Source organism: Carboxydocella sp. ULO1 (assembly GCF_002049255.1).
In the GTDB taxonomy this organism is placed as follows: Bacteria; Bacillota.
In genome coordinates, this window is sequence record NZ_BDLQ01000034.1 from 59576 (window position 1) to 78337 (window position 18762).

Annotated in this window: 21 protein-coding genes and 1 pseudogene; 6 read left to right on the forward strand and 16 right to left on the reverse strand. The window is 47.8% G+C overall.

The genetic code is table 11. The annotated features are described in order from the left end of the window. Positions 1–3 precede the first annotated feature (3 nt). The 8 genes from ULO1_RS07330 to ULO1_RS07365 all read right to left on the reverse strand — a co-directional run bounded on the left by ULO1_RS07330 (position 4) and on the right by ULO1_RS07365 (position 6851). The gene (locus ULO1_RS07330) at positions 4–642 is read right to left on the reverse strand and encodes a M23 family metallopeptidase (RefSeq protein ID WP_159446846.1); all 639 of its coding nucleotides are present in this window, start codon (positions 640–642) and stop codon (positions 4–6) included. Continuing rightward, positions 614–2446, reverse strand: a complete 1833-nt coding sequence (locus ULO1_RS07335; RefSeq protein WP_143312012.1) for a VirB4 family type IV secretion system protein — start codon at positions 2444–2446, stop codon at positions 614–616. The genes ULO1_RS07330 and ULO1_RS07335 overlap by 29 nt, the downstream gene beginning before the upstream one ends. Beyond that, positions 2377–3003 (reverse strand): hypothetical protein, encoded by a 627-nt coding sequence (locus ULO1_RS07340; RefSeq protein ID WP_078664541.1) that lies wholly within the window; start codon positions 3001–3003, stop codon positions 2377–2379. Before ULO1_RS07340 ends, ULO1_RS07335 begins: the two co-directional genes overlap by 70 nt. Continuing rightward, positions 2987–3307, reverse strand: a complete 321-nt coding sequence (locus ULO1_RS07345; RefSeq protein ID WP_079907926.1) for a hypothetical protein — start codon at positions 3305–3307, stop codon at positions 2987–2989. The genes ULO1_RS07340 and ULO1_RS07345 overlap by 17 nt, the downstream gene beginning before the upstream one ends. Further along, positions 3285–4304, reverse strand: a complete 1020-nt coding sequence (locus tag ULO1_RS07350) for a type IV secretion system protein (RefSeq protein WP_159446847.1) — start codon at positions 4302–4304, stop codon at positions 3285–3287. Before ULO1_RS07350 ends, ULO1_RS07345 begins: the two co-directional genes overlap by 23 nt. A gap of 18 nt (positions 4305–4322) precedes the next feature. Beyond that, positions 4323–4679, reverse strand: a complete 357-nt coding sequence (locus ULO1_RS07355) for a hypothetical protein (protein ID WP_078664538.1) — start codon at positions 4677–4679, stop codon at positions 4323–4325. 142 nt (positions 4680–4821) lie between these two features. Then, positions 4822–6306, reverse strand: coding sequence for a coproporphyrinogen dehydrogenase HemZ (gene hemZ, locus ULO1_RS07360; RefSeq protein ID WP_079933275.1), 1485 nt, complete (start codon positions 6304–6306; stop codon positions 4822–4824). Further along, on the reverse strand, positions 6303–6851 hold the full coding sequence (locus tag ULO1_RS07365; protein WP_079933276.1) for a GDSL-type esterase/lipase family protein: 549 nt from the start codon (positions 6849–6851) through the stop codon (positions 6303–6305). The genes hemZ and ULO1_RS07365 overlap by 4 nt, the downstream gene beginning before the upstream one ends. A 94-nt stretch (positions 6852–6945) precedes the next feature. Here ULO1_RS07365 and cooS point away from each other — a divergent pair, with 94 nt between their 5' ends. Continuing rightward, entirely contained in the window at positions 6946–8844 is a 1899-nt protein-coding gene (cooS, locus tag ULO1_RS07370; protein WP_078664535.1) for an anaerobic carbon-monoxide dehydrogenase catalytic subunit, read from the forward strand. A gap of 41 nt (positions 8845–8885) precedes the next feature. Here the strand turns inward: cooS and ULO1_RS07375 are convergent, their stop codons facing one another. Next, positions 8886–10841 carry a thioredoxin domain-containing protein gene (locus ULO1_RS07375; RefSeq protein ID WP_079933277.1) on the reverse strand — a complete coding sequence of 652 codons (1956 nt, stop codon included), beginning with the start codon at positions 10839–10841 and terminating at the stop codon, positions 8886–8888. Positions 10842–11031: 190 nt separating this feature from the next. Here ULO1_RS07375 and ULO1_RS07380 point away from each other — a divergent pair, with 190 nt between their 5' ends. The 4 genes and pseudogenes from ULO1_RS07380 to ULO1_RS07395 all read left to right on the forward strand — a co-directional run. Continuing rightward, entirely contained in the window at positions 11032–11751 is a 720-nt protein-coding gene (locus ULO1_RS07380; protein WP_079933278.1) for a thermonuclease family protein, read from the forward strand. Positions 11752–12036: 285 nt separating this feature from the next. After that, positions 12037–13083, forward strand: a complete 1047-nt coding sequence (locus ULO1_RS07385) for a phage minor capsid protein (protein ID WP_278308216.1) — start codon at positions 12037–12039, stop codon at positions 13081–13083. A gap of 1 nt (position 13084) precedes the next feature. Beyond that, positions 13085–13330, forward strand: a complete 246-nt coding sequence (locus ULO1_RS07390) for a hypothetical protein (RefSeq protein ID WP_079933280.1) — start codon at positions 13085–13087, stop codon at positions 13328–13330. 285 nt (positions 13331–13615) lie between these two features. Next, positions 13616–13897 (forward strand): annotated as a pseudogene (locus tag ULO1_RS07395) (ATPase); the annotation flags it as partial. A gap of 115 nt (positions 13898–14012) precedes the next feature. Here the strand turns inward: ULO1_RS07395 and ULO1_RS07400 are convergent. Next, entirely contained in the window at positions 14013–14927 is a 915-nt protein-coding gene (locus ULO1_RS07400) for a hypothetical protein (RefSeq protein ID WP_079933282.1), read from the reverse strand. A gap of 405 nt (positions 14928–15332) precedes the next feature. Here ULO1_RS07400 and ULO1_RS07405 point away from each other — a divergent pair, with 405 nt between their 5' ends. After that, a complete protein-coding gene (locus ULO1_RS07405) occupies positions 15333–15737 on the forward strand; it encodes a type IV toxin-antitoxin system AbiEi family antitoxin domain-containing protein (protein ID WP_079933283.1) in 405 nt (134 codons plus the stop codon). Positions 15738–15799: 62 nt separating this feature from the next. Here the strand turns inward: ULO1_RS07405 and ULO1_RS07410 are convergent, their stop codons facing one another. The 6 genes from ULO1_RS07410 to ULO1_RS14725 all read right to left on the reverse strand — a co-directional run. Beyond that, the gene (locus ULO1_RS07410) at positions 15800–16063 is read right to left on the reverse strand and encodes a hypothetical protein (protein WP_079933284.1); all 264 of its coding nucleotides are present in this window, start codon (positions 16061–16063) and stop codon (positions 15800–15802) included. Between the two features lies 1 nt (position 16064). After that, entirely contained in the window at positions 16065–16712 is a 648-nt protein-coding gene (locus tag ULO1_RS07415) for a peptidoglycan recognition family protein (RefSeq protein ID WP_079933285.1), read from the reverse strand. Between the two features lies 1 nt (position 16713). Continuing rightward, positions 16714–16956 carry a hypothetical protein gene (locus ULO1_RS07420; protein WP_079933286.1) on the reverse strand — a complete coding sequence of 81 codons (243 nt, stop codon included), beginning with the start codon at positions 16954–16956 and terminating at the stop codon, positions 16714–16716. Positions 16957–17001: 45 nt separating this feature from the next. Beyond that, on the reverse strand, positions 17002–17154 hold the full coding sequence (locus tag ULO1_RS14720; protein WP_159446824.1) for a hypothetical protein: 153 nt from the start codon (positions 17152–17154) through the stop codon (positions 17002–17004). Then, complete coding sequence (locus ULO1_RS07425; protein WP_079933287.1) at positions 17151–17426, reverse strand: hypothetical protein; 276 nt, start codon at positions 17424–17426, stop codon at positions 17151–17153. Before ULO1_RS07425 ends, ULO1_RS14720 begins: the two co-directional genes overlap by 4 nt. Positions 17427–17439: 13 nt before the next feature. Next, positions 17440–18762 (reverse strand): hypothetical protein (locus ULO1_RS14725; protein WP_159446848.1); only part of this gene is annotated, 1323 nt, incomplete at its 5' end.

The window sequence follows — 18762 nt, forward strand, 5'->3', positions numbered from 1 at the left end:
ATGTCACCTGTTTCCTTCCCACATTTTCAAATATGGATAGGGGTTGGTAGCCTGTCCATCAATATAAATGCCAAAGTGAAGATGGGGCGGAAACCGCCCGGTCGTTCCCACCGGTCCATAACCGGAGTTGCCTGCATACCCCAGAATTTCTCCTTTGCTTACCCTTTTCCCCGGATAAATCCCTGCAGCATAGGAAGAAAGATGGGCATAGTAATAATAGATTCCATCTTCTCCGCGTAAGCCGATACGCCAGCCACCATAAGTATTCCAGCCCAGCTTTTCGATTAGACCATCGGTAACGGCAATTAATGGAGTGCCCCAGAGAGCAAAAATATCAGTGCCCTCATGCTGTCGCTCACCACCAAAACTGCGAGGTGCCCCCCAGGAATCGCTGTAGTTATAGCTACCCAGCACAGGAAAAACATATTTGCCCAGTAGCTGCCCCTTACCCACCTCCTCCCACTGTATCTGTTCCCTGACAGTAGGAAATTCCAGTTTCACTGTTACCCCATTGGCCTCAAGCAGTATCCAGAAAATACAGATATAAACCCCTAAAAACATAAGCAACCCCAGGATCAGAACCAGCAAGAAAGAGCCCAGCCAGCGTTGCTGGCTACCGAGAACAGTAAATTTCATGTTCATATTCACTGGCCACCACATTAATTCCATACTTTTGCATACCATCAGTCATAGCTACCCGCACCAGGGCCTCCCCCCGCCCTGCTTGCTGGATGAATTCCCGCTCAAAATCGGTCAGGCAAAACTGTTGACTGACCTGGTCAAGGGCAGCTTCATGCTGGCGCAGGAGAATTTGCACGGCAGAATTAAGGGCAACCGCTCTGCCCTCCTCGCTAAGCAAAAACTCATCCACATTCTGACTGATGGTAAGTAAACCGGCATTATACTTGCGGCATTGCCTGGCAAAGCGGGCCATAATGCTGGCGGTATCCCGATATTTCAAAAGTAAATGGGCCTCATCCAGTACCAGCCTGATCTTTCTCTGGTCCCGCTGGCGTTTCATTTTACCCCAGCAATAGCCAGCGATTACATAAGCAGCCACTGCCTTCACTTCCTCCTGATCCAGACCCTTCAGGACAAAACAGACCAGAGGGTTTTTGAGATTAAGGTCAGTATGGCAGTTAAAGAGATTTACAGCTCCATAAACCCAGCGATAGAGTCCCTGACACAGGATGCGGGCTTCCGGATCTTCCATTTCAGCCAGCTGCTGATAAACATCAGTCAACAGGGGTTGGCGTCTTTTCTTGCCAACGATAACTATCTCTTCTTGTCCAATAGCTGCCCCCCGGTTCAGGGGCATAGTGCTGCGGGCCTGATAGGCTCTGATGAGGGCTTGCTCCAGTAATCCTCTTTGAACCGGACCAAGTTCCCCCAGCATTAAGCTGAACAGGCCCAGCAACCACTCAATCTTTTCGGCCAGCCCATTGCCTTCACTATCTCCCCAGAGCTCCAGGGGATTGATCCCCGCTCCCTGTTGCAGATCCAGTCTGACCAGTTCTCCCCCCAGTTCAGAGATCAAGGTGCCGTATTCATCTTCCGGGTCGATAACAATCAGGTCATTGCCATACCAGAAATGTTCCCGGGTGATCAGGGTTTTGGTCAAATAAGTTTTGCCGGCACCGCTCATGGCCATAATGGTTATATTGGCATTGGTCAGGGCAAAAGTGTCTATGGCCACCAGCTTACCGGTTTTGGCTTCAATGCCCAGCACCACTCCGGTATAACCGGTACCTACGGGAACATGCAGGGGATTGATGGCTGCCAGTGCCTCTGATGTGAAAGTATGCTGATATTGCAATAGATCCAGGCCAAGGGGCAGGACGGATAGCCAGGCTTCCGGTGCCTGCCAGATAGCCCGCCGGCTGATGATACCGGCACTGCCCAGTTCGGCTTCCACATCCCGCAGGCTGCTTTTTACTTCTTCTTCCGTCTCCCCCTGAACAGCCACATACCAGGAGAGCTGATACATCTTCTGTTCCCCGCGCACCAGACTATGACGCAACTCCTCAGCATCCTGGAAAACCACGGCCTCTTCTGGATCCAGTAAATAGTTCTTGCGGCGGGCATTTTCCAGGGTTGAACCCGCATTCACCTGCTGACGGGCCAGTTTTTTCATGGTGGTCAACCGATCCAGCGGGACAAGGTGCAGACTGTGCCAGCAAGGTCCAGACCAGCGGAAAAGCCGTTGTAACCAGCCGATGGGCACTTCGTAAGGAAAAGCTAGGCAATAAAGGTGCGCCTGATAATAACCATTAATCACCATGGTGCCAGCCAGCTGGTTGTGGCGCGCTGCAGCCGAAGGTAACAGCAGGCGCATCGGAAGAGGATCCTGCTGGGTTTCAGGTCTGGATTTCCGGGTTAAGTCAATGGTTTCTTCAGTTTTATCCATGGTTTTTCCTTTTTGCCATCTGCTAAAAATTTTTGCCACTCTATTTCCTGCCTTTCTGCCAGACCCGGATTAAGGCAACGGTAAAGAAAATCAAAAATTTCAATAGTATTCAGCCGTCTTATACCGATTCCTTCTTTCCGGGCCAGTTGCTGAACCAGCCGACAGCGTTCATCCAATTCCTCCCGGGCCTGCTGCAAAGCCCCTTCCCTTACCTGGACCGCATCCCAGCCCAGAATCAGATAGATTTTTTTCTCTGCTACCTGTTTTTGCTGAACAGCCTGATAGAGCCAGCGCGCATAGGCTTTTAGCAATTTGATCCTCGATTCCATGAACTCCCGGGCCAGGAGCTGGTTCAATTTCTCCTCCAGGCTGGAAAGATCCACCGGCACGGGACGAACCAGAATTTGTAACGGAAAGTTCAAGCCGTCCATCAAGCGGGCAAAAGCCAGATCAAATTGATGGCACTTTTCCCAATCATAAAGACCCAGGCTGGGAGGTTGAACTTCCAGAATAGCCCGATATCTATCCCTGGATAAAATTACAAGCTCATCCTCTACCCTGGTTATACCCAGCAATTGTTTAATACTTGCCGGCATATTTTTCCCCTTCCCCCCAAACTGCTGGACGCATTTTATCAATCAGAAATAGCAAGGCTATTTTATATAGCGGCCAGCCCCGGGGCTTCCAGAAAACCAGTACCCCGCAGACAAGCATAATCAGAAAAATACTCAATACAAGAACCAGAATGTTTTTGACCAGATAGGTCAGGGCGAAAATCAGCAAAATCCCGGCAAAACTCAGGATAACATCAAACCAGGAAATATAGTGGGTACCGTTGGACCAGACTTTGTCCGGATGATTCATGTTGCGCGGAATTTTATAGGTGTAATGCCTGTTCATGCTCAACCTCATCCTTATCCTTGATAGTGCTGGCTACCAGCTTGCGCAGCCAGAAGGGTGTTGCTGCCAGGAAGAGAAACAGGGTTATCCCCAGCAGTGTCTGGGAAATAGCCTGAGGCGAGCGAAATATAACTGTACCAAAGGCCGTTAAAATTAACAGCTGCAGAGGCTGACTGAAAACCCAGGTTAACAGTTCTTTTAACCAATTCCAGAAAAAGTGCTGGGTTTGCGGCCAAATCCAGAGCAAAGCCGCTACCGGTGCCAGCAAAGTGAGCAAATTGATCATGGCCAGGCGCAAAATAATCACAACTGCAGCGAATGTACTGCCAATAGCATAAAGAACCAGCAAAACCAGGTTGATGTTAACCCCTTCCTGTACCTTCAGCCCGGGCAGGAGCTGCTGCAGGGCCCCACCGACAGCATTCAGATTAAATAATCCCTGACACAGGGCACCATTTAGCCGTAAAACCATTTCCACCAGAGCCACAATACCATTGGCCAGCAGCAGGCCAAATAAAAGGCGCGGAATCAATTCTTTCAAAGACCTTTTCGCTGCCATAACCTGTAATCCCGCCTGCCAGAGCAGGGCCGCCCCGTAAAGAGTTAGGACAAATACAGCCAGTAAATTGACGATTAGCAAATAGCTTGTCCACCATTGCTGTAACCAGCCATTGTCCGAGAAGACATACTGCTGATAGCTTAAATAGCTCTGGATAAAAGCTACGATCTGATGGTTAGCTTCGAGCAGGATAGCTGAAAGGATGTAGGAGGTAAGCAAGGTAGCTTCTTGCGGTGTGAGGCCCTGATCTGATGAGATTTTGCTGATGATTTGGTCGATCACTGCACCGGCCACTGCCTCCCCGACAACAGGGGCAGCTGCGCTAATAACTTTTGCTAACCCACCGGCTGCAGGATTTGCCTGCGATTTACTGGCTATGCTCAAGAGTATAAAGATGAAACAGAGACCAGTAAACAACAATTTCCATTTTCGCCTCATCTGGCCCATGCCGGTCACCTATTTCACAGCATTATATACAATTCCGACCATGACCCGGCTGGACACAACCAGCAATAACCCCAGCATTACGACAATCACGCTGGTCTTGCATTTTCGCAAATTCTCCGGACTCCAGCCACCCATTGTCAGTTTGATTCCGGTTACCCCCAGTCCCAGAATGGCTCCGAAAGCCCCGAGATACATCAGGATATCGGATAGACTGCTGACTTTTTCCCAGATATCCTGGATTTCCCCTGTCAGCATTTCAGCTTTTTTACTTTTAGCTGCCCAGGCGATACCATTTAGCGACAAAAGCTGCAGGAATGCGACATATTTCACTATTTCCCGCCAGAAAAAAGAGCGCCTTTTCGACATATTTAACCATCCTTTGTTGAAATTTCTTTTTACTCCTCTTTTTGCCTGCCAGGCAATAACTATAATAACATGTCAGAATCTTTTTTACAATACTCTGGTTTGTTCAATTTTCAAACAAAAATACCGGGGTTTACCCGGTATGCTAGCCAAACAACTCCTGTAATGCCTGTTTTTTGCGCACAATCACCTCATCAATGCGTTCTAGATAAGCAATGGGGTCTTTCGGATTATAGGTATTGACTAAAGTGTAATCAGGTCTTACCCACTTTGAACCTGCCCCTGCGCCCAGACCCAGGATTGTTTGTCTTTCCTCAATCATCTGGATGTTATAAAGACAGGCTTTACCCGGCACTGCAAAACCCACATTTTCCAGGGCACCTACCATGTGTTTTTGCCGGTAGAGATAATAGGGTTCTAACCCCTCTTCTTCAGCATAGCGGTAAACCCGGGCCAGCAACGCTTCCGCCTCTTCGGCCGAAGCCAGTTCCAGGCTCTGCCCCTGCCGTTTTGCCTCTGCCAGCAAGCTGGCTCTTTTTAAGGCCAGGGTATGGACTGTCAGATTTTCAGGGGCCAGCTCCCTGATGCTGGCCAGGGTAGCTTCCAGCTCCTCCCGCCCCTCGCCCGGTAGGCCGATAATCAGATCCATGTTCAAAACCGGAAAGCCCATTTGCCGGGCCAGCCGGACACATTCCACCACCTGTTCAGGAGTATGGGCCCGGCCGATTTTCTGCAGGGTTGCCTCATTCATGGTCTGCGGATTGATACTGATGCGGTTAACCCCGGCTGCCCGCAACAACTGCAATTTTTCTCTATTGATAGTATCAGGCCGACCTGCTTCCACAGTGAATTCCTCTGTCCCCGGTTGCAAAAGAGCTTGCTCGATGCCGGTCATCAACTGCCTGAGCTCCCGGGCATCCAGCGAAGTGGGCGTACCCCCGCCGACATAAATGGATTCCACCGTAAGCCCCAGCTCTCTGACCTGTTCTCCTAGTGCCGCCATCTCTTTCAATAAGGCCGCTAATACTGGTTCCGTCCACTTCTGCCAGCGCGCCAGGGGATAAGAAGGAAAGGAGCAATAAAGGCATTTGGTAGGACAAAAAGGAATACCTATGTAAATCCCGATCCGCTTCTGTTCCCGCTCCTGTCTTGCCAGCAGGGGACGCTGGCTCAGTGCAACTTGCAACAACAGCCCTGCCTTTTCTGCTGTCAGGCCATAACCGGTTTGCAACAAATCCCGAATTTCCCCGGGTTGATAACCGGCCGCCAGCATCCGATGTACGATTTTGGTGGGCCTGATTCCAGTCAGTACCCCCCAGGGCAGCTTGCCCGCTTCAGCGAAAGGCAACAGGGCCTCAAGGAGGGCCAGACGGCAAATCCGCCGCAGGCCGTTATAATCTTCTTCTGCCCGGTGCAGCTCGCGCTCCAGCCAGACCAGTTCTGATTGTCCCTCCTGGCAGATTTCCGTTTGTACCCTTATCTGTTGCCCTTCCCGCTCAAAGCTGAGATAGAGACACAGATCTGCCCCGGCAGGCCCAGGCAATAGTTCCACTTCACCATAAATTGCTCTTAACAGATCTAGCACTACTTCTGCGTTGATGGGTTCCTGTCCTTGCCAGTAAATTTTCATCGACTTTGTTCCTCCTTGAATAAAGGCCGTAAAACAGCCAGAGCAGTTTCAGCCATTAAGCGGTAACCCTCCCGTCCGGGATGAACCCCATCGGGCAAGAGAGCGATACCGCCCTGTCTTTGAAAGGCAGCAAAGAAGTCAATCAGGATAATACCTTCCTCCGTGCAAAAATCCCGCTGCCAGGCCAGCAATTCCTGCAAGCGGGCACTGATTTCTGCCTCTTCTACCGGTAAGGGCAAACCTACCAGGGGGATAATATTATGCCGGCGCAAACCATCAATTATCTGCATAAAGGCCTGACAGCTTCTCTGGAAACGGTAGTGCAGCTGGTAAACATCATTGGTTCCTCCCAGTACCAGACAATGACTGGGCTGATATCCCAGCACATCCTTTTCCAGACGTGTGGCCATATCAGTAAGCGTATCTCCACAAATCCCTCTGTTTTCAATCTGTATCCCCAGTTCCTCCGCCACCCGGGCCACCCAGGACTCCCGGGGGCTATAGGGAAAGCCATAGGTCAGGGAATCGCCCAGTGCTACCCACATCCTTAAATCACCTCATGTTTTATCATACCATCCTGCATAGAAAAAAACCACGGGTAAAAACTATTGTAGAGCAATCCAGGAAAGGAGTGGGTTTATGACAGATACCAGAATCAGCTACCACGACTCGGTAGAGGAAATGGTACAAAAAATCCGTGAAGACAACCTCACCACTGTTTTCGACCGCTATCAGGCCATGGAAAAAATCCGCTGCAAATTCTGTCTGCAAGGCCTGAGCTGCACCCTCTGCACTCAGGGACCCTGCCGTATTAGTGAGCAAGCCGGGATTACCCGGGGGGTCTGTGGTATCGATGGTGATGGTATGGCCATGCGCAATATGCTTCTGCGCAATATCATGGGTGCCGCTACCTACGGACACCATGCCTACTGGGCTTTCAAAACCCTGAAAGCCACAGCTGAAGGCAAGACCCCCTTTACCATCACCGACCAGAACAAACTGCGCTGGTTCTGTGAAACTGTTGGCATCAATACCAACCAGGACATAAACGCCATGGCTGCCCAGCTGGCTGATTTCCTCCTGGCTGAACAGCACAAAGACCATGATAGCCCCAGTATCATGGTAGAAAAATTCGCACCCAGCAAACGCAAAGAGGTCTGGAAAAAAATGGCCATCTATCCCGCTGGTGTAGTTTACGAAATTCAGGATGCCGTAGCCAGCTGTTTAACCAATGTCGACGGGGATTATGTTTCTCTGGCCAAAAAAGCCCTGCGGCTGGGAATAGCCACCATCTACACCGCTCAGATCGGTCTGGAAATGGTCCAGGATATCCTGTATGGCACTCCTATGCCCCATGAAGTCAATGTGGACCTGGGCATTATGGATGGCGACTATGTCAATATCGTTTTCAATGGCCATCAGCCCTGGATCGGTGCCGCTACCCTGCAGCTGGCCCGCAGTGCCGATATCCAGAACAAGGCCAAAGCCGCCGGCGCCAGGGGTTTACGGATTGTCGGTTCTATCGAAACCGGCCAGGAATTAATTCAGCGTTTCCCGGTCGATGATGTCTTTGTGGGCTTGATGGGCAACTGGCTGGCCATTGAACCATTACTGGCCACCGGTACTGTTGATGCCTTCGTCATGGAAGAAAACTGTTCACCTCCGCACCTGGGTGAATATGCAGAAAAATATCAGTTCACTCTGATCAGTGTCAATACCATCGTGCGTTTGCCCGGTCTCCACCATGCCCTGGATTATAAACCCATCGAAGCGACCAATATCGCCAACCGCGTCATCGATCTGGCCATCGAAAACTTCAAGGCTCGAAAAAACAGGGGGATTACTGCCAGGGTACCGCTAAAAACTCAGAAAGCCATTGCCGGTTTCTCCACTGAGGCCGTGCTGCAGGCCCTGGGCAACTCCCTGGATCCCCTGGTGGATGTAATCAAGGCCAACAAACTCAAAGGTGTTGTCGCTCTGGTCAACTGTACCACCTTGCGCAATGGACCCCATGATACCACTACCGTAGGTCTTACTAAAGAACTGATCAAGCGGGACATCCTGGTAGTAGCAGGTGGTTGCGGTGTACACGGTCTGGAAGTAGCAGGCCTCTGCAATCTAGATGCCATCAGCCAGGCAGGTCAGGGGCTGCAGGAAGTATGTAACCTGCTGAAGATTCCTCCGGTTTTACCCTTTGGCACCTGTACCGATACCGGCCGTATCTCCATGCTGGTAACAGCCCTGGCCGAACATCTGCAGGTGGATGTACCGCAACTTCCCATCGCCGTTACCGCACCAGAATGGATGGAGCAAAAGGCCACCATCGACGGCTTCTTTGCCGTAGCCTATGGTACCATCACGCACCTGTCACCCACGCCCTTTATTACCGGCGCACCCCGTTTGGTCCAGCTGCTGACCCAGGATGTGGAACAGCTGACCGGTGGCAAGGTTATACTTGGCGATGACCCGGTTCAGGTAGCCAGTGAGATCGAGCAGCATATCAATAACAAACGACAGGGCTTAGGACTGCCGGTATAACAGGCAACCGCCCCGCGGCCCAGAAGCCGGGGGCGGTTTTATTATTCGGCCAGCATTTTTAGCAGTTCTTCAAGATTATTAACCGGCGGCCAGCAGGCCTGCTTGTGACACACCATGTAAGTCAAAGGCTTGTCCTCGGGTTTAATAGTAATCACCAGTTCCGGCCGAAAACGCCGGGAAAGCTGGTAAATCAAGGTCTTAATTTCCGCTTCTTCCGGTCGCCCACTTATGGTAACTTCCAGGGGAGTTTGTTCTTCCAGCCAGCAAACCTGCAGGAAAAAGGTAGCAGCCATCGGCACCCTGTTAACAGCTGGAGCAAAATCCTTCAGCTGTTTATCCAGCAGATCGCGCCATCTTTCCTGACCGGTTATGGCCCAGAGACGCCAGAAGTTATAAGCCATTACGGAGTTGCCCGCCGGCAGGGCATGATCATACACTTCTTTGGGTCTCAGAAATAACTCTTCACTATCGTGGCCGTAAAAGAAACAGCCGCCACTGGTATTATCCCAGAACAAATCCACTGTTTCCTCAGCCAGCTTTTCCGCCTTTTGCAAGTATTCGGACTTGAGAGTGGTAAGATAAAGTTCCAGTAGCCCCCAGGTCAGAAAGGCATAATCATCAAGATAAGCAGGATACTGCGCCTCTCCTTCCCGGTAGCGGGCTAATAGCCGACCATCTTCCCGGAAAAGATGGCAATAGATAAATTGGACTGCCTTAGCCGCAGCTCCAGTCCATTCCTCTTTTTGCCATACCCTGCCGGCAAAAGCTAAGGCAGCTATCATCAACCCATTCCAGGCCGTCAGGATTTTATCGTCTTTATAAGGAGGGATGCGCTGTAGCCGATGTCGGTACAATCTTTCTTTCTCCTGTTCAAACCCATCGACCCATCCGCTTTTGATTAAATTAGGGATGTTTTTCCCTTCAAAATTGCCTTTAACCGTAATGTCATAGGCCTGACAAAAGGCTTGTCCCCGCCCTTCCCCCAGGATTTTTATGACCTCTCCCGGTTGCCAGACATAGTATTTGCCTTCTTCCCCCTCCGAATCAGCATCCTGAGCGGAATAAAATCCCCCTTCAGGATGGGTCATCTCCCGCAAGATATAAGTAATTATTTCGGTAACAATCCGGGCATAACGGGGATTACTGGTACACTGGTAGGCTTCTGAATAAAGATAAATCAGAAGGGCATTATCATAAAGCATTTTTTCAAAATGGGGTACTAACCAGTAACGGTCTGTGGAATAACGGCTAAACCCATATCCGATATGGTCATAAATTCCCCCTAAATACATGGCTTCCAGGGTCTTTTCTACCATCGCCAGGGCTTTCTCCTCACCCATTAGCCGCCAGTAACGCAACAAAAAACCGGCTATATGCGGAGTGGGAAATTTGGGCGGAGGCCCAAATCCACCATAGTCCGGATCAAAGGAGCGGGAAAAATGCTGGAAGGCTTTTTCAAATGTAGCTGTCTTCAATTCTTCTGTCTCCCCTTCCGGCTGCTCCTGTCGTATAGCCTCTACTATCCTGTCTCCTGTTTCCAGTAACTGTTCCCGTTCTTCCTGCCACAGTTGCGCTACTCGCTGCAGTATATCCACCAGCCCTGGCATGCCATGCCGGCTTTGTTTGGGAAAATAGGTGCCTGCAAAGAATGGTTTTTTCTCCGGGGTCATAATAATAGTTAAGGGCCAACCGCCCTGTCCGGTCATAACCTGACATACAGTCATATAGACCTGGTCAACATCAGGCCTCTCCTCTCTATCCACCTTGATGGAAACAAAGTATCGGTTAAGAATTTCCGCCACTTCCTCGTCCTCGAAGCTTTCCCTTTCCATGACATGACACCAGTGGCAAGTTGAGTACCCAATAGATAGGAAGATTGGCTTGTCCTCTTTTTGGGCCCGCTGGAAAGCTTCCTCACCCCAGGGATACCAGTCAACCGGATTTTGAGCATGTTGTAATAAATATGGTGACTTCTCAGTTGCCAATCTATTTGCCATTTTTTAACCCTCCAATTTCTTCTAGATTGAGCAAAGCATTTTACGAGCTTAGTTTATATAAACAGGAAAATACATATTCCTATAGAGAATATTGCTCAGGAGGTAAAGTTTTGTTACGACACTAATCTCGGCAATGACTTTTAAACAAATTAATAAATATGTATAATAAAACTAGCGGAGGTGTTACGCTATGAATTTGATATCCAAGAAGAGATTTATTTTTCTCCTTCTACTGCTTTTGCTGCCATTTAGCTTTGCTTTTAGCGGGAACCAGCAGTTTACACCTGCCAGAGTAGTTTCCATTGCTGATGGTGATACTATTCATGTTTTATTTAACGGTAAAAATGAACGGGTAAGGATGATCGGGGTCAATACTCCTGAAATCGCCCATCCCGAGCTGGGCATCAAGGAACAACCCTATGGCCAGGCTGCCCAAAAATATACTACCAGTGCCTTAAAAGGCCGTAAAGTTTTCCTGGAATTCGATGTAGAAAAACGGGACAAATATGGTCGCCTCCTGGCCTATGTCTGGCTGGAAAAACCCGCTTCCACCCGGGAATCGGAAGTCCGGAAGAAGATGTTCAATGCTATCCTGCTGCAGAATGGTTATGCCCAGGTCATGACCGTTCCTCCCAATGTGAAATATGCTGACCTGTTTGTCAAATTACAGCGGGAAGCCCGCAACCAAAACAAAGGCCTCTGGGGGATTACGGAAAAGACCGGAACGAGCCGGGTATCTTCCCCCACAGTTAGCAGAAAATCCTATTTGGGTAATTCTAATTCCCGGAAGTTTCATTATCCCAGCTGTAAATGGGCCCAAAAAATCAGTCCCAGCCATCGCGTATGGTTTAACAGCCGGGAACAGGCTATCAAAGCCGGCTATGATCCATGTAAGGTTTGTCGGCCATAATAAAAAAGCATCAGTTCCGACTTGTCCCTGGTTAACTGGCTCTTGCAGCGGTACCCCGTTTTCTAGTTTGCAGGCCAGCACACAGCGGGCACATCCGATACAACGGGACACATCGACAACATATCCCCATTCTTTCCCCGCCCAGACTTGTTCCCAGTCAACTTGCTGATATACTGGTTCAGTAGCTACCGCCTTTAATCCCGCCGGCAGCAGTACTCCTAACAGGGTGTGGCCTGCTGCCATTAAAAACAGACGGCGCGATACAGGCTTCTTCACCTCATGAGTATGCACGATTCCTTTCAGTTTATAGGACGGCGAATTGATGACGAATTCAGGCGCGTTGCCCTTGAAGAAGCCGGACGCAAAATGGCCAGCGGTACCACGATAAAGGACATGAAACAGCGGGTAATCCAGCGGCTGCTTGACCAGGGACAGACTGCTTTTGTGGACAAGCTGGGCAGAAAATGGAGGTTGGACTCTTACGCTGAGATGGTGGCCAGGACTACCACCAGGGAAGCGGCTAGCGCGGCCACGATAAATACCTGCCGGGAAGCGGGGCTTGATTTGGTGAAGATAACAACGCATTATCCAACCTGCGAAAAATGTGCTCCGCTCCAGGGCAAGGTATTTAGCATCTCCGGCCAAGATAAACGCTATCCAAAGCTGACGGATGAATACAGGCCGCCAATTCATCCGAATTGTCGGCATACTTTACAGCCTTATGTAAGAGAATTAGACCCAGATGCGGATAAGGTGCAGAAATACAGCAATACTTCGCTTACCAAAGACCCGCGAAGCGAAGAAGAAAAGCAAGCATACAAAGAAATGCGGGATGCTGTGATAATAGCCACCAACCGACGACGGGCAAGGGAAGTGCTTTACAATGAGCAAGCCCCATTGATAGAAAGGCTAAAAGCTGCTGAAAAGTTAAAAAAGAGCTATGAAAAAGTAGGTGACAAGATAAACAATATCGATAAACATTATTTAAAGGGACTTGATAAATACCTTGAAAACTTGAACATAAAGAACATAGTGAAAATTGATGAGGTAAGTGGTATAATTACTATCAAAGGCAACAAGTTGCCCAAAAAGGCCTTTGAAAATGCGATAATAGATGCTTTACATCCTACGTTAAATAAAGTGGTTCAACGGAGGTTATATGATGAAAAAGGTAATGCAAAAGTTGATATTGATTTAACAGACCATGGGCACCCGAAGGCTCATCCAATTGTCCCTCATGCTCATGATTGGATAGAAGGGAAACGGAGTGAAAAACTTAGAGAATTGACAGAAACAGAAAAGGAAAGTGTCAAAGATATCGGGAGTGATTAAGATGTATGATGTTTATAATAGTTTAGATGAGTTTATTGATGATTTAAAAACCGTACGTGAGATTGAGTTTGAACACAATGACAAGCATTATTCGCTTTTGTATTATGATAAAATCTATATTTGTGAGTATAACAAACCGGAAACTGAGGAAGAGTATGACACTATTGAAGAGTTTTTAAATAACTACAAAATAGACGGAACATCAATTAAAGACTTGGCGACAAGAATCAAAGTGATATTTCACTGACAAACCACCCAACCAATGCGGTTGAGGTGGTATTTTTATAAGCCTTTAACCACCCAAGCTAAAATGCAAGGGTGGTTTTATTATGCCTAAACTACGGCAACGTGCGCCGGTTAAGCACGGAAATTTAAAGGAAGGGAGCTTCAATGAATGATGATCAAATGAACAATCAAAACCAGAATTCTATCTTGGCAAACTGATAATTGTAAATTTTCTATGCACACTTGCCTAAAAAAATCATATATATTTATTAGGGCAAAAGCCCAAAACAACTAGGGAGGTTCGAGAGTGAACAAAGGAATTCTACGGCGTCTTTTCCCGGGTGGGAACACTTGTCAGGGCTTCTATTCTCTCTATCATCACATGATTGAACCCGATGCTACCCGCATTTTCGTTATCAAGGGTGGCCCCGGGGTCGGTAAGTCCACCTTCATGCGCCGTATTGGTGAAGCCATGCTGGAACAGGGGTATGAAGTAGAATTTCACTGCTGTTCTTCCGACAATAATTCCCTGGATGGCGTGGTCATCCCCGCTCTGCGGATCGCCTTGCTGGATGGTACCGCCCCCCATGGGGCGGTAAATATACTCTAAACTTAAAGCAGGCTTATGCCTGCTTTTGTTGCTTTCTGTCACCAGTAGCAACAAAAAAAACCCCGGAGGGCCGGGGGTCTCAGATTATATCGGTTTATTCATCAAACGGTAGCGATATTTGATTATATTGAGTAATATGATTAATCACTTTAACCACCCTGTGTTCATTTTTAATACCTGATGTTGTTGCTATCTGAGTCGTTTCTAATATTACTTCAAGAACATCGCCTTTAGCAAACTTTTTGCCCTTTTCTATTCTATTTAAAAATTCCTTGTCATCCATTATAGCATAAAATTTATTATCCCCGTCTGAAAATCGCCACTTTAGTCCTTTTTCAAAAGCAATTTCTACTATATTTACAAATGTTTTTCTGGTGTTAGTAATCGACTTTTCTTCTGAAACTGGTTCTGGTGCTATGTAATAGTTATATTCATCTTTCGATATCCCCTCTATTACTTCTTTATTTTTTCTCACAGAAAACCCATCGATACCTTCTCTCTCGAGGGGGCTCAATACTTTTTGTAGATTTTTGCGTACTGAATAGTCACGATATAAACGGATTACATTTTCATCAACCTCAATTAAATCAAATTGACCATTTTCTCCATCTAATTCAAGTCGAACTTTACCATTCTCAAGAATAGTTGCTTTTTTTATTGGCCTTCCACGAAGATGTTTTAGCAAACTGAGCAAAGAGATTCCGCTTCCAGCAATAAATCCTATAAAAGACAATATCTTAATAGAAGGAGCATTTGCACTTTGGAGTTCTAAAAATAATTTAATTTGTTCAGTTAATGTTTGTATTAATTCTAGAGTAATTTGGAATGATCCTTTCTCAAAACTCGATCGAACAACAACTCTTATCTGAGTTTCCGGATCACCAATTACTCTATTTGCATTCTCAATTAAATCACCTAATGCCAAAAGTGCTGGAGCTAGTTCGCGAACATCCATTGTGCCATCAACTGCAGGTCCTTCGTAAGCAATTTCAAATACAGTCTTACTCATCAACTCCTTCCCCCCATTGGTAAGTAGTCTTTTCGCCTCACTCAGTTATAATATTTTTCGACAAATAGTTGTAAATCCCTTCCTGAAGGAAAAATTTTCCGAAAATACCAATTGACATTCGTAAAGTGGTATGATATACTAAAATTGTAAAGGGGAACCACCCCTGGAAAGGAGGTGGGGACCGTGGTAGAAAAAGCAATCGAGATTCTAATCACAGCAACAGTCACAGCAATTATACGCTATATAGTCGCACCAGTAATAATGAAGGCTCTCTCGAAGGCTGGCAACCGTAACCGAGAGAGCCGACCGCGGGACAGGGGTTAATCCCCTTCCCCTCTACACTAATATTTCTCATCTGCTTAAATTATAGCACTTGGAACGATAATCTGCAAGGAGGGACTGGAAATGGACAGAAACCAACTTGTACAATTAATACAGGAAAACATCATGACCACTGGTGAAGTTCTGGAGGAACTAAAAATTAGCAGGGCCGCCCTTTCTAACCTCAAAAACAAGGGTATACTAGTTCCTATTAAGGAAGGAGTCTACTTGAAAGAGGATGTACTAAATAGAAGAAAGCAACAACTAAAGGGCCAGGTAAAATATGTTGAGGGGAATACGTTTTTGCAAATGCTGCAGAAGACGGACCCTGAAATCAAGGAGTTCAGAAAAATTCGTGGTCAAACAATAGATGAAGTGATGGCCCAGTTCAGGGCTCTGGAAGCTGAGGGCTGGGAATTGTTCCATGAACCTCAGTATTTTACAAGCGATAAAAATAATTTCTTCTTTGCTATTGCCATAAAAAAATAACCCACCCTTTCGGGCGGGCGTCACGGAACAATAACTGGTACTGGTATAATCAGTTTCTCTGCTTACCTACCGCCGGCATCTCCGCCGCCTCCTTTTATAGCAGCTTTAGCCAGGCCATAAACCCCGCTGGCGGTTGCAGCTGCAATTATCCCATCCCGGACCGCTGCAATAACATCCCCACCAAAAGCAAAGGCATTGGCAGCATTTAAGCCAGCGCCAATGCCAAGTACAACGAGCCATATCCAGTGTTTCGGAATAGGTACAGTTTGTTTAAGGCTTTCTACAAAACCTACAGTAAGAGCCATTACCAGTTCGATTGGTAGCATGTTACTTCCCTCCTTTTAGCTTTTCTGCCATACGCACAATCAGTGTCCCAGCATATTCCCCCTCGACCAGTCGTCCCTTCCGGGCATGATCAAGCCAGTAGCCAGGACTATTGATTATGCCCTGCGCTTGCAACACCTTAACTGCCTCGGCAAGGTCCTCCTGTTTTGGTGCCGGTGGCTGTCCTCTCCATCGGCCCAGGGCCATTTCTACAAGCGGGAAATGCTGGCCCGGGCAAGCGGTCTGTGCCCAGTATTTGTGTCCATGCACAATGCGGATGGTGGGGATTTGCTGTTTCAACCAGCCGATTAACCATACCCCCGCATTAAATTGTGCGTCTGGCATTATAGTTTGCGTATGCTCGTAATCGCCTTGAAAGCCGATGCTGATTAGCTGCTCGTTATGACCCAAAACGCCGGCCCCAACATTAAACCCCCGGCCCTGATAAATGGTGCCGTCAAAGCCAATCCAGTAATTGTACCCAATGCCATTCCAGCCTCGGGCCTGGTGTGCCCGGTGTACGTCCCAAAAACCCCACTTGGGATTAGCCATGTGGTGCAGGGCAATGCCGATAACCGCCTTCTTGTCCAGCGGCTTTAAGTCGGCCGGGTCCTTCCAATTTATTTGCGGCGTAATAATTTTGTATTCCACCTTAGGCCCCTCCTTTCAAAATAAGCGCCAAAAAAGCGCCGATAACGGCGCCGATGATGGTTTTATATATCCAGCTTTTGTCCTGCTCCAGTATTACCAGCCGCCTCTCCAGCTCCGCTGCTTTGCCCCGGGCGCAGTCCGAACCGCATAAAGGCACTATACTAAGCCTTTCCTCAATTCTCGCAAGCCGCTGGCTCATTTCGTTTAATCTATCCGATATTGCTCTAATATCTGTTTCCGACATCCGCCCGGCCTCCTTCCAAGCAAAATAAAGCCCCAAACAGCTTTACTATTGATTATTGATTTCCATTAAGATTTCTTGCTTTTCCTCTGGCATTAATGCCGGATACTCCATTAATATTTCTTCTGCTGTTTTTCCTTCTTCAGCCATACGTTTATTAATTACCCGCACAAAAATATTGCGTTTCCAGATGGGCATCATAAGGTACCACCCCCTATTAAAGCAGCCAGAGCTGCTTCTAGGTCAGCTATCCGCTGTTCAATAGAGCCATGCCTTTTTAATTCAATACAAGGTATCCCTTTAGAGCGCGGGTCTTCTGGTAATCCTGTAAGTCTTCCCTCCTTATCCCGTGTTAATTCTATAGCGTCATTAGCCACTTTGATAATTTCACACCCAGGATAGAGGTCGACAACAAACTCCTGCTCATCAGTATGGATAGCTATAGTCCTGCCTTCTTTTAGTACTAGTATCAAACTAACCACCTCACTATGTTACGATAATCGCATTTGCATTACCCACCGTATTCGCCGCTGGAGAGAACGTAGATGTTCCTTTATAGCCAGCAGCGTTAATAGAACTACATATCCAAGCGAAATAATCAGAATTAACATTACCAAAAACCGTAGAGGTTGCAGCATAAATAGTTCCACCATTAACTACAGCAATTCCCATGTCCTGATTATTCGTGGCCGTACTGGAACTAGTTATAATGGAACCACCGTGACCTGCCCAAAAGCCACAGGCCGAGTTACCGCTGGCCGTGCTATAACTAGCCCAAATGGCGCCGTTATTGGTCGCCCAGAATCCGTGCTGTCCGTTACCATTGGCCACAGCATTGCTGGCCCAAATGGAGCCGCCCAACTCTGCCGCAAAACCACTACCCGCATTACCACTGACAGGTACACCTGGATATGCAGAAACGATACCTCCGTATCCTGCCCATATGCCGTCAGACCCAAAGCCATTAACGCCAAAATTGCTCCCTAATATGATAAACGCGGGCCCAGGCACGCTCAAATCGCTATTCAACCTACCGACGAGTACCCCTGAATTAGCACTACCATCTCCGACCAAGACAACATTATTCAAAAGCCCTAAAGCAGAATTCGGTCCTACAACTAGCCCCTTACAACCTGTAAACTTCAGTATAGTCTTCAACGCCACTACATTACCGCCACTCAAGGTTGCTGTCGGGAAGGCACTCGCACGGTGGGTATTCTGCACTGTAATTTGATTAGCACTGTCAACACTAATGACTTTCCAAACACCCCTGACAGCGTAATGGTCTCCTGTACCTGTAGTGTCTTTGATGATGACATAGTCCCCCGCTGCAATGCCGCTTGAACTTGCAACAGTGATTGGCACACTCCAGTTACCTGCACTACCTGTAATAGTACCCACGCCAGAGCAGGTAGTAGTAACGGGTGTTGCACCAATAATCTTTATTTGATTACCGCAAGGATGATTGATGATAATTGGTGAAGTGTGGGTATATGTTCCTGCGGCGACTTGGATTGTTACAGTAACATCCGATGGTATCCAGGTATATTTAAGACTGTCCAGTGCTGCTTGGATAGTTGGGTAGTCTGCTGGAACGTTGATTGTTTTGTTTGTTTTTAGCACAGTTTCGGCCAAATGTGCAGCAAGGTCGCTAGCTAGGGCAAAGTCTGGGTCGTGGGCCTCGTTTCCGTGGGTGGTCGGCGTAAAGCTTGCCGGCTTATCCTCTAAATCCCCCCACTTCACGGCGCCCACCTTCTGCCATGCTGTGCCGGTATCCTGATAGATTATTTTGGTGTCAGTAGCAATGTA

What these genes read in the sequence shown, in the direction of transcription:
- ULO1_RS07330 (WP_159446846.1), bottom strand. Translation starts at nt 642, where the DNA reads ATGAACATGAAATTTACTGTTCTCGGTAGCCAGCAACGCTGGCTGGGC.
- ULO1_RS07340 (WP_078664541.1), bottom strand. Translation starts at nt 3,003, where the DNA reads ATGCCGGCAAGTATTAAACAATTGCTGGGTATAACCAGGGTAGAGGAT.
- ULO1_RS07345 (WP_079907926.1), bottom strand. Translation starts at nt 3,307, where the DNA reads ATGAACAGGCATTACACCTATAAAATTCCGCGCAACATGAATCATCCG.
- ULO1_RS07350 (WP_159446847.1), bottom strand. Translation starts at nt 4,304, where the DNA reads ATGAGGCGAAAATGGAAATTGTTGTTTACTGGTCTCTGTTTCATCTTT.
- ULO1_RS07355 (WP_078664538.1), bottom strand. Translation starts at nt 4,679, where the DNA reads ATGTCGAAAAGGCGCTCTTTTTTCTGGCGGGAAATAGTGAAATATGTC.
- hemZ (WP_079933275.1), bottom strand. Translation starts at nt 6,306, where the DNA reads ATGAAAATTTACTGGCAAGGACAGGAACCCATCAACGCAGAAGTAGTG.
- ULO1_RS07365 (WP_079933276.1), bottom strand. Translation starts at nt 6,851, where the DNA reads ATGTGGGTAGCACTGGGCGATTCCCTGACCTATGGCTTTCCCTATAGC.
- cooS (WP_078664535.1), top strand. Translation starts at nt 6,946, where the DNA reads ATGACAGATACCAGAATCAGCTACCACGACTCGGTAGAGGAAATGGTA.
- ULO1_RS07375 (WP_079933277.1), bottom strand. Translation starts at nt 10,841, where the DNA reads ATGGCAAATAGATTGGCAACTGAGAAGTCACCATATTTATTACAACAT.
- ULO1_RS07380 (WP_079933278.1), top strand. Translation starts at nt 11,032, where the DNA reads ATGAATTTGATATCCAAGAAGAGATTTATTTTTCTCCTTCTACTGCTT.
- ULO1_RS07385 (WP_278308216.1), top strand. Translation starts at nt 12,037, where the DNA reads ATGCACGATTCCTTTCAGTTTATAGGACGGCGAATTGATGACGAATTC.
- ULO1_RS07390 (WP_079933280.1), top strand. Translation starts at nt 13,085, where the DNA reads ATGTATGATGTTTATAATAGTTTAGATGAGTTTATTGATGATTTAAAA.
- ULO1_RS07400 (WP_079933282.1), bottom strand. Translation starts at nt 14,927, where the DNA reads ATGAGTAAGACTGTATTTGAAATTGCTTACGAAGGACCTGCAGTTGAT.
- ULO1_RS07405 (WP_079933283.1), top strand. Translation starts at nt 15,333, where the DNA reads ATGGACAGAAACCAACTTGTACAATTAATACAGGAAAACATCATGACC.
- ULO1_RS07410 (WP_079933284.1), bottom strand. Translation starts at nt 16,063, where the DNA reads ATGCTACCAATCGAACTGGTAATGGCTCTTACTGTAGGTTTTGTAGAA.
- ULO1_RS07420 (WP_079933286.1), bottom strand. Translation starts at nt 16,956, where the DNA reads ATGTCGGAAACAGATATTAGAGCAATATCGGATAGATTAAACGAAATG.
- ULO1_RS14720 (WP_159446824.1), bottom strand. Translation starts at nt 17,154, where the DNA reads ATGATGCCCATCTGGAAACGCAATATTTTTGTGCGGGTAATTAATAAA.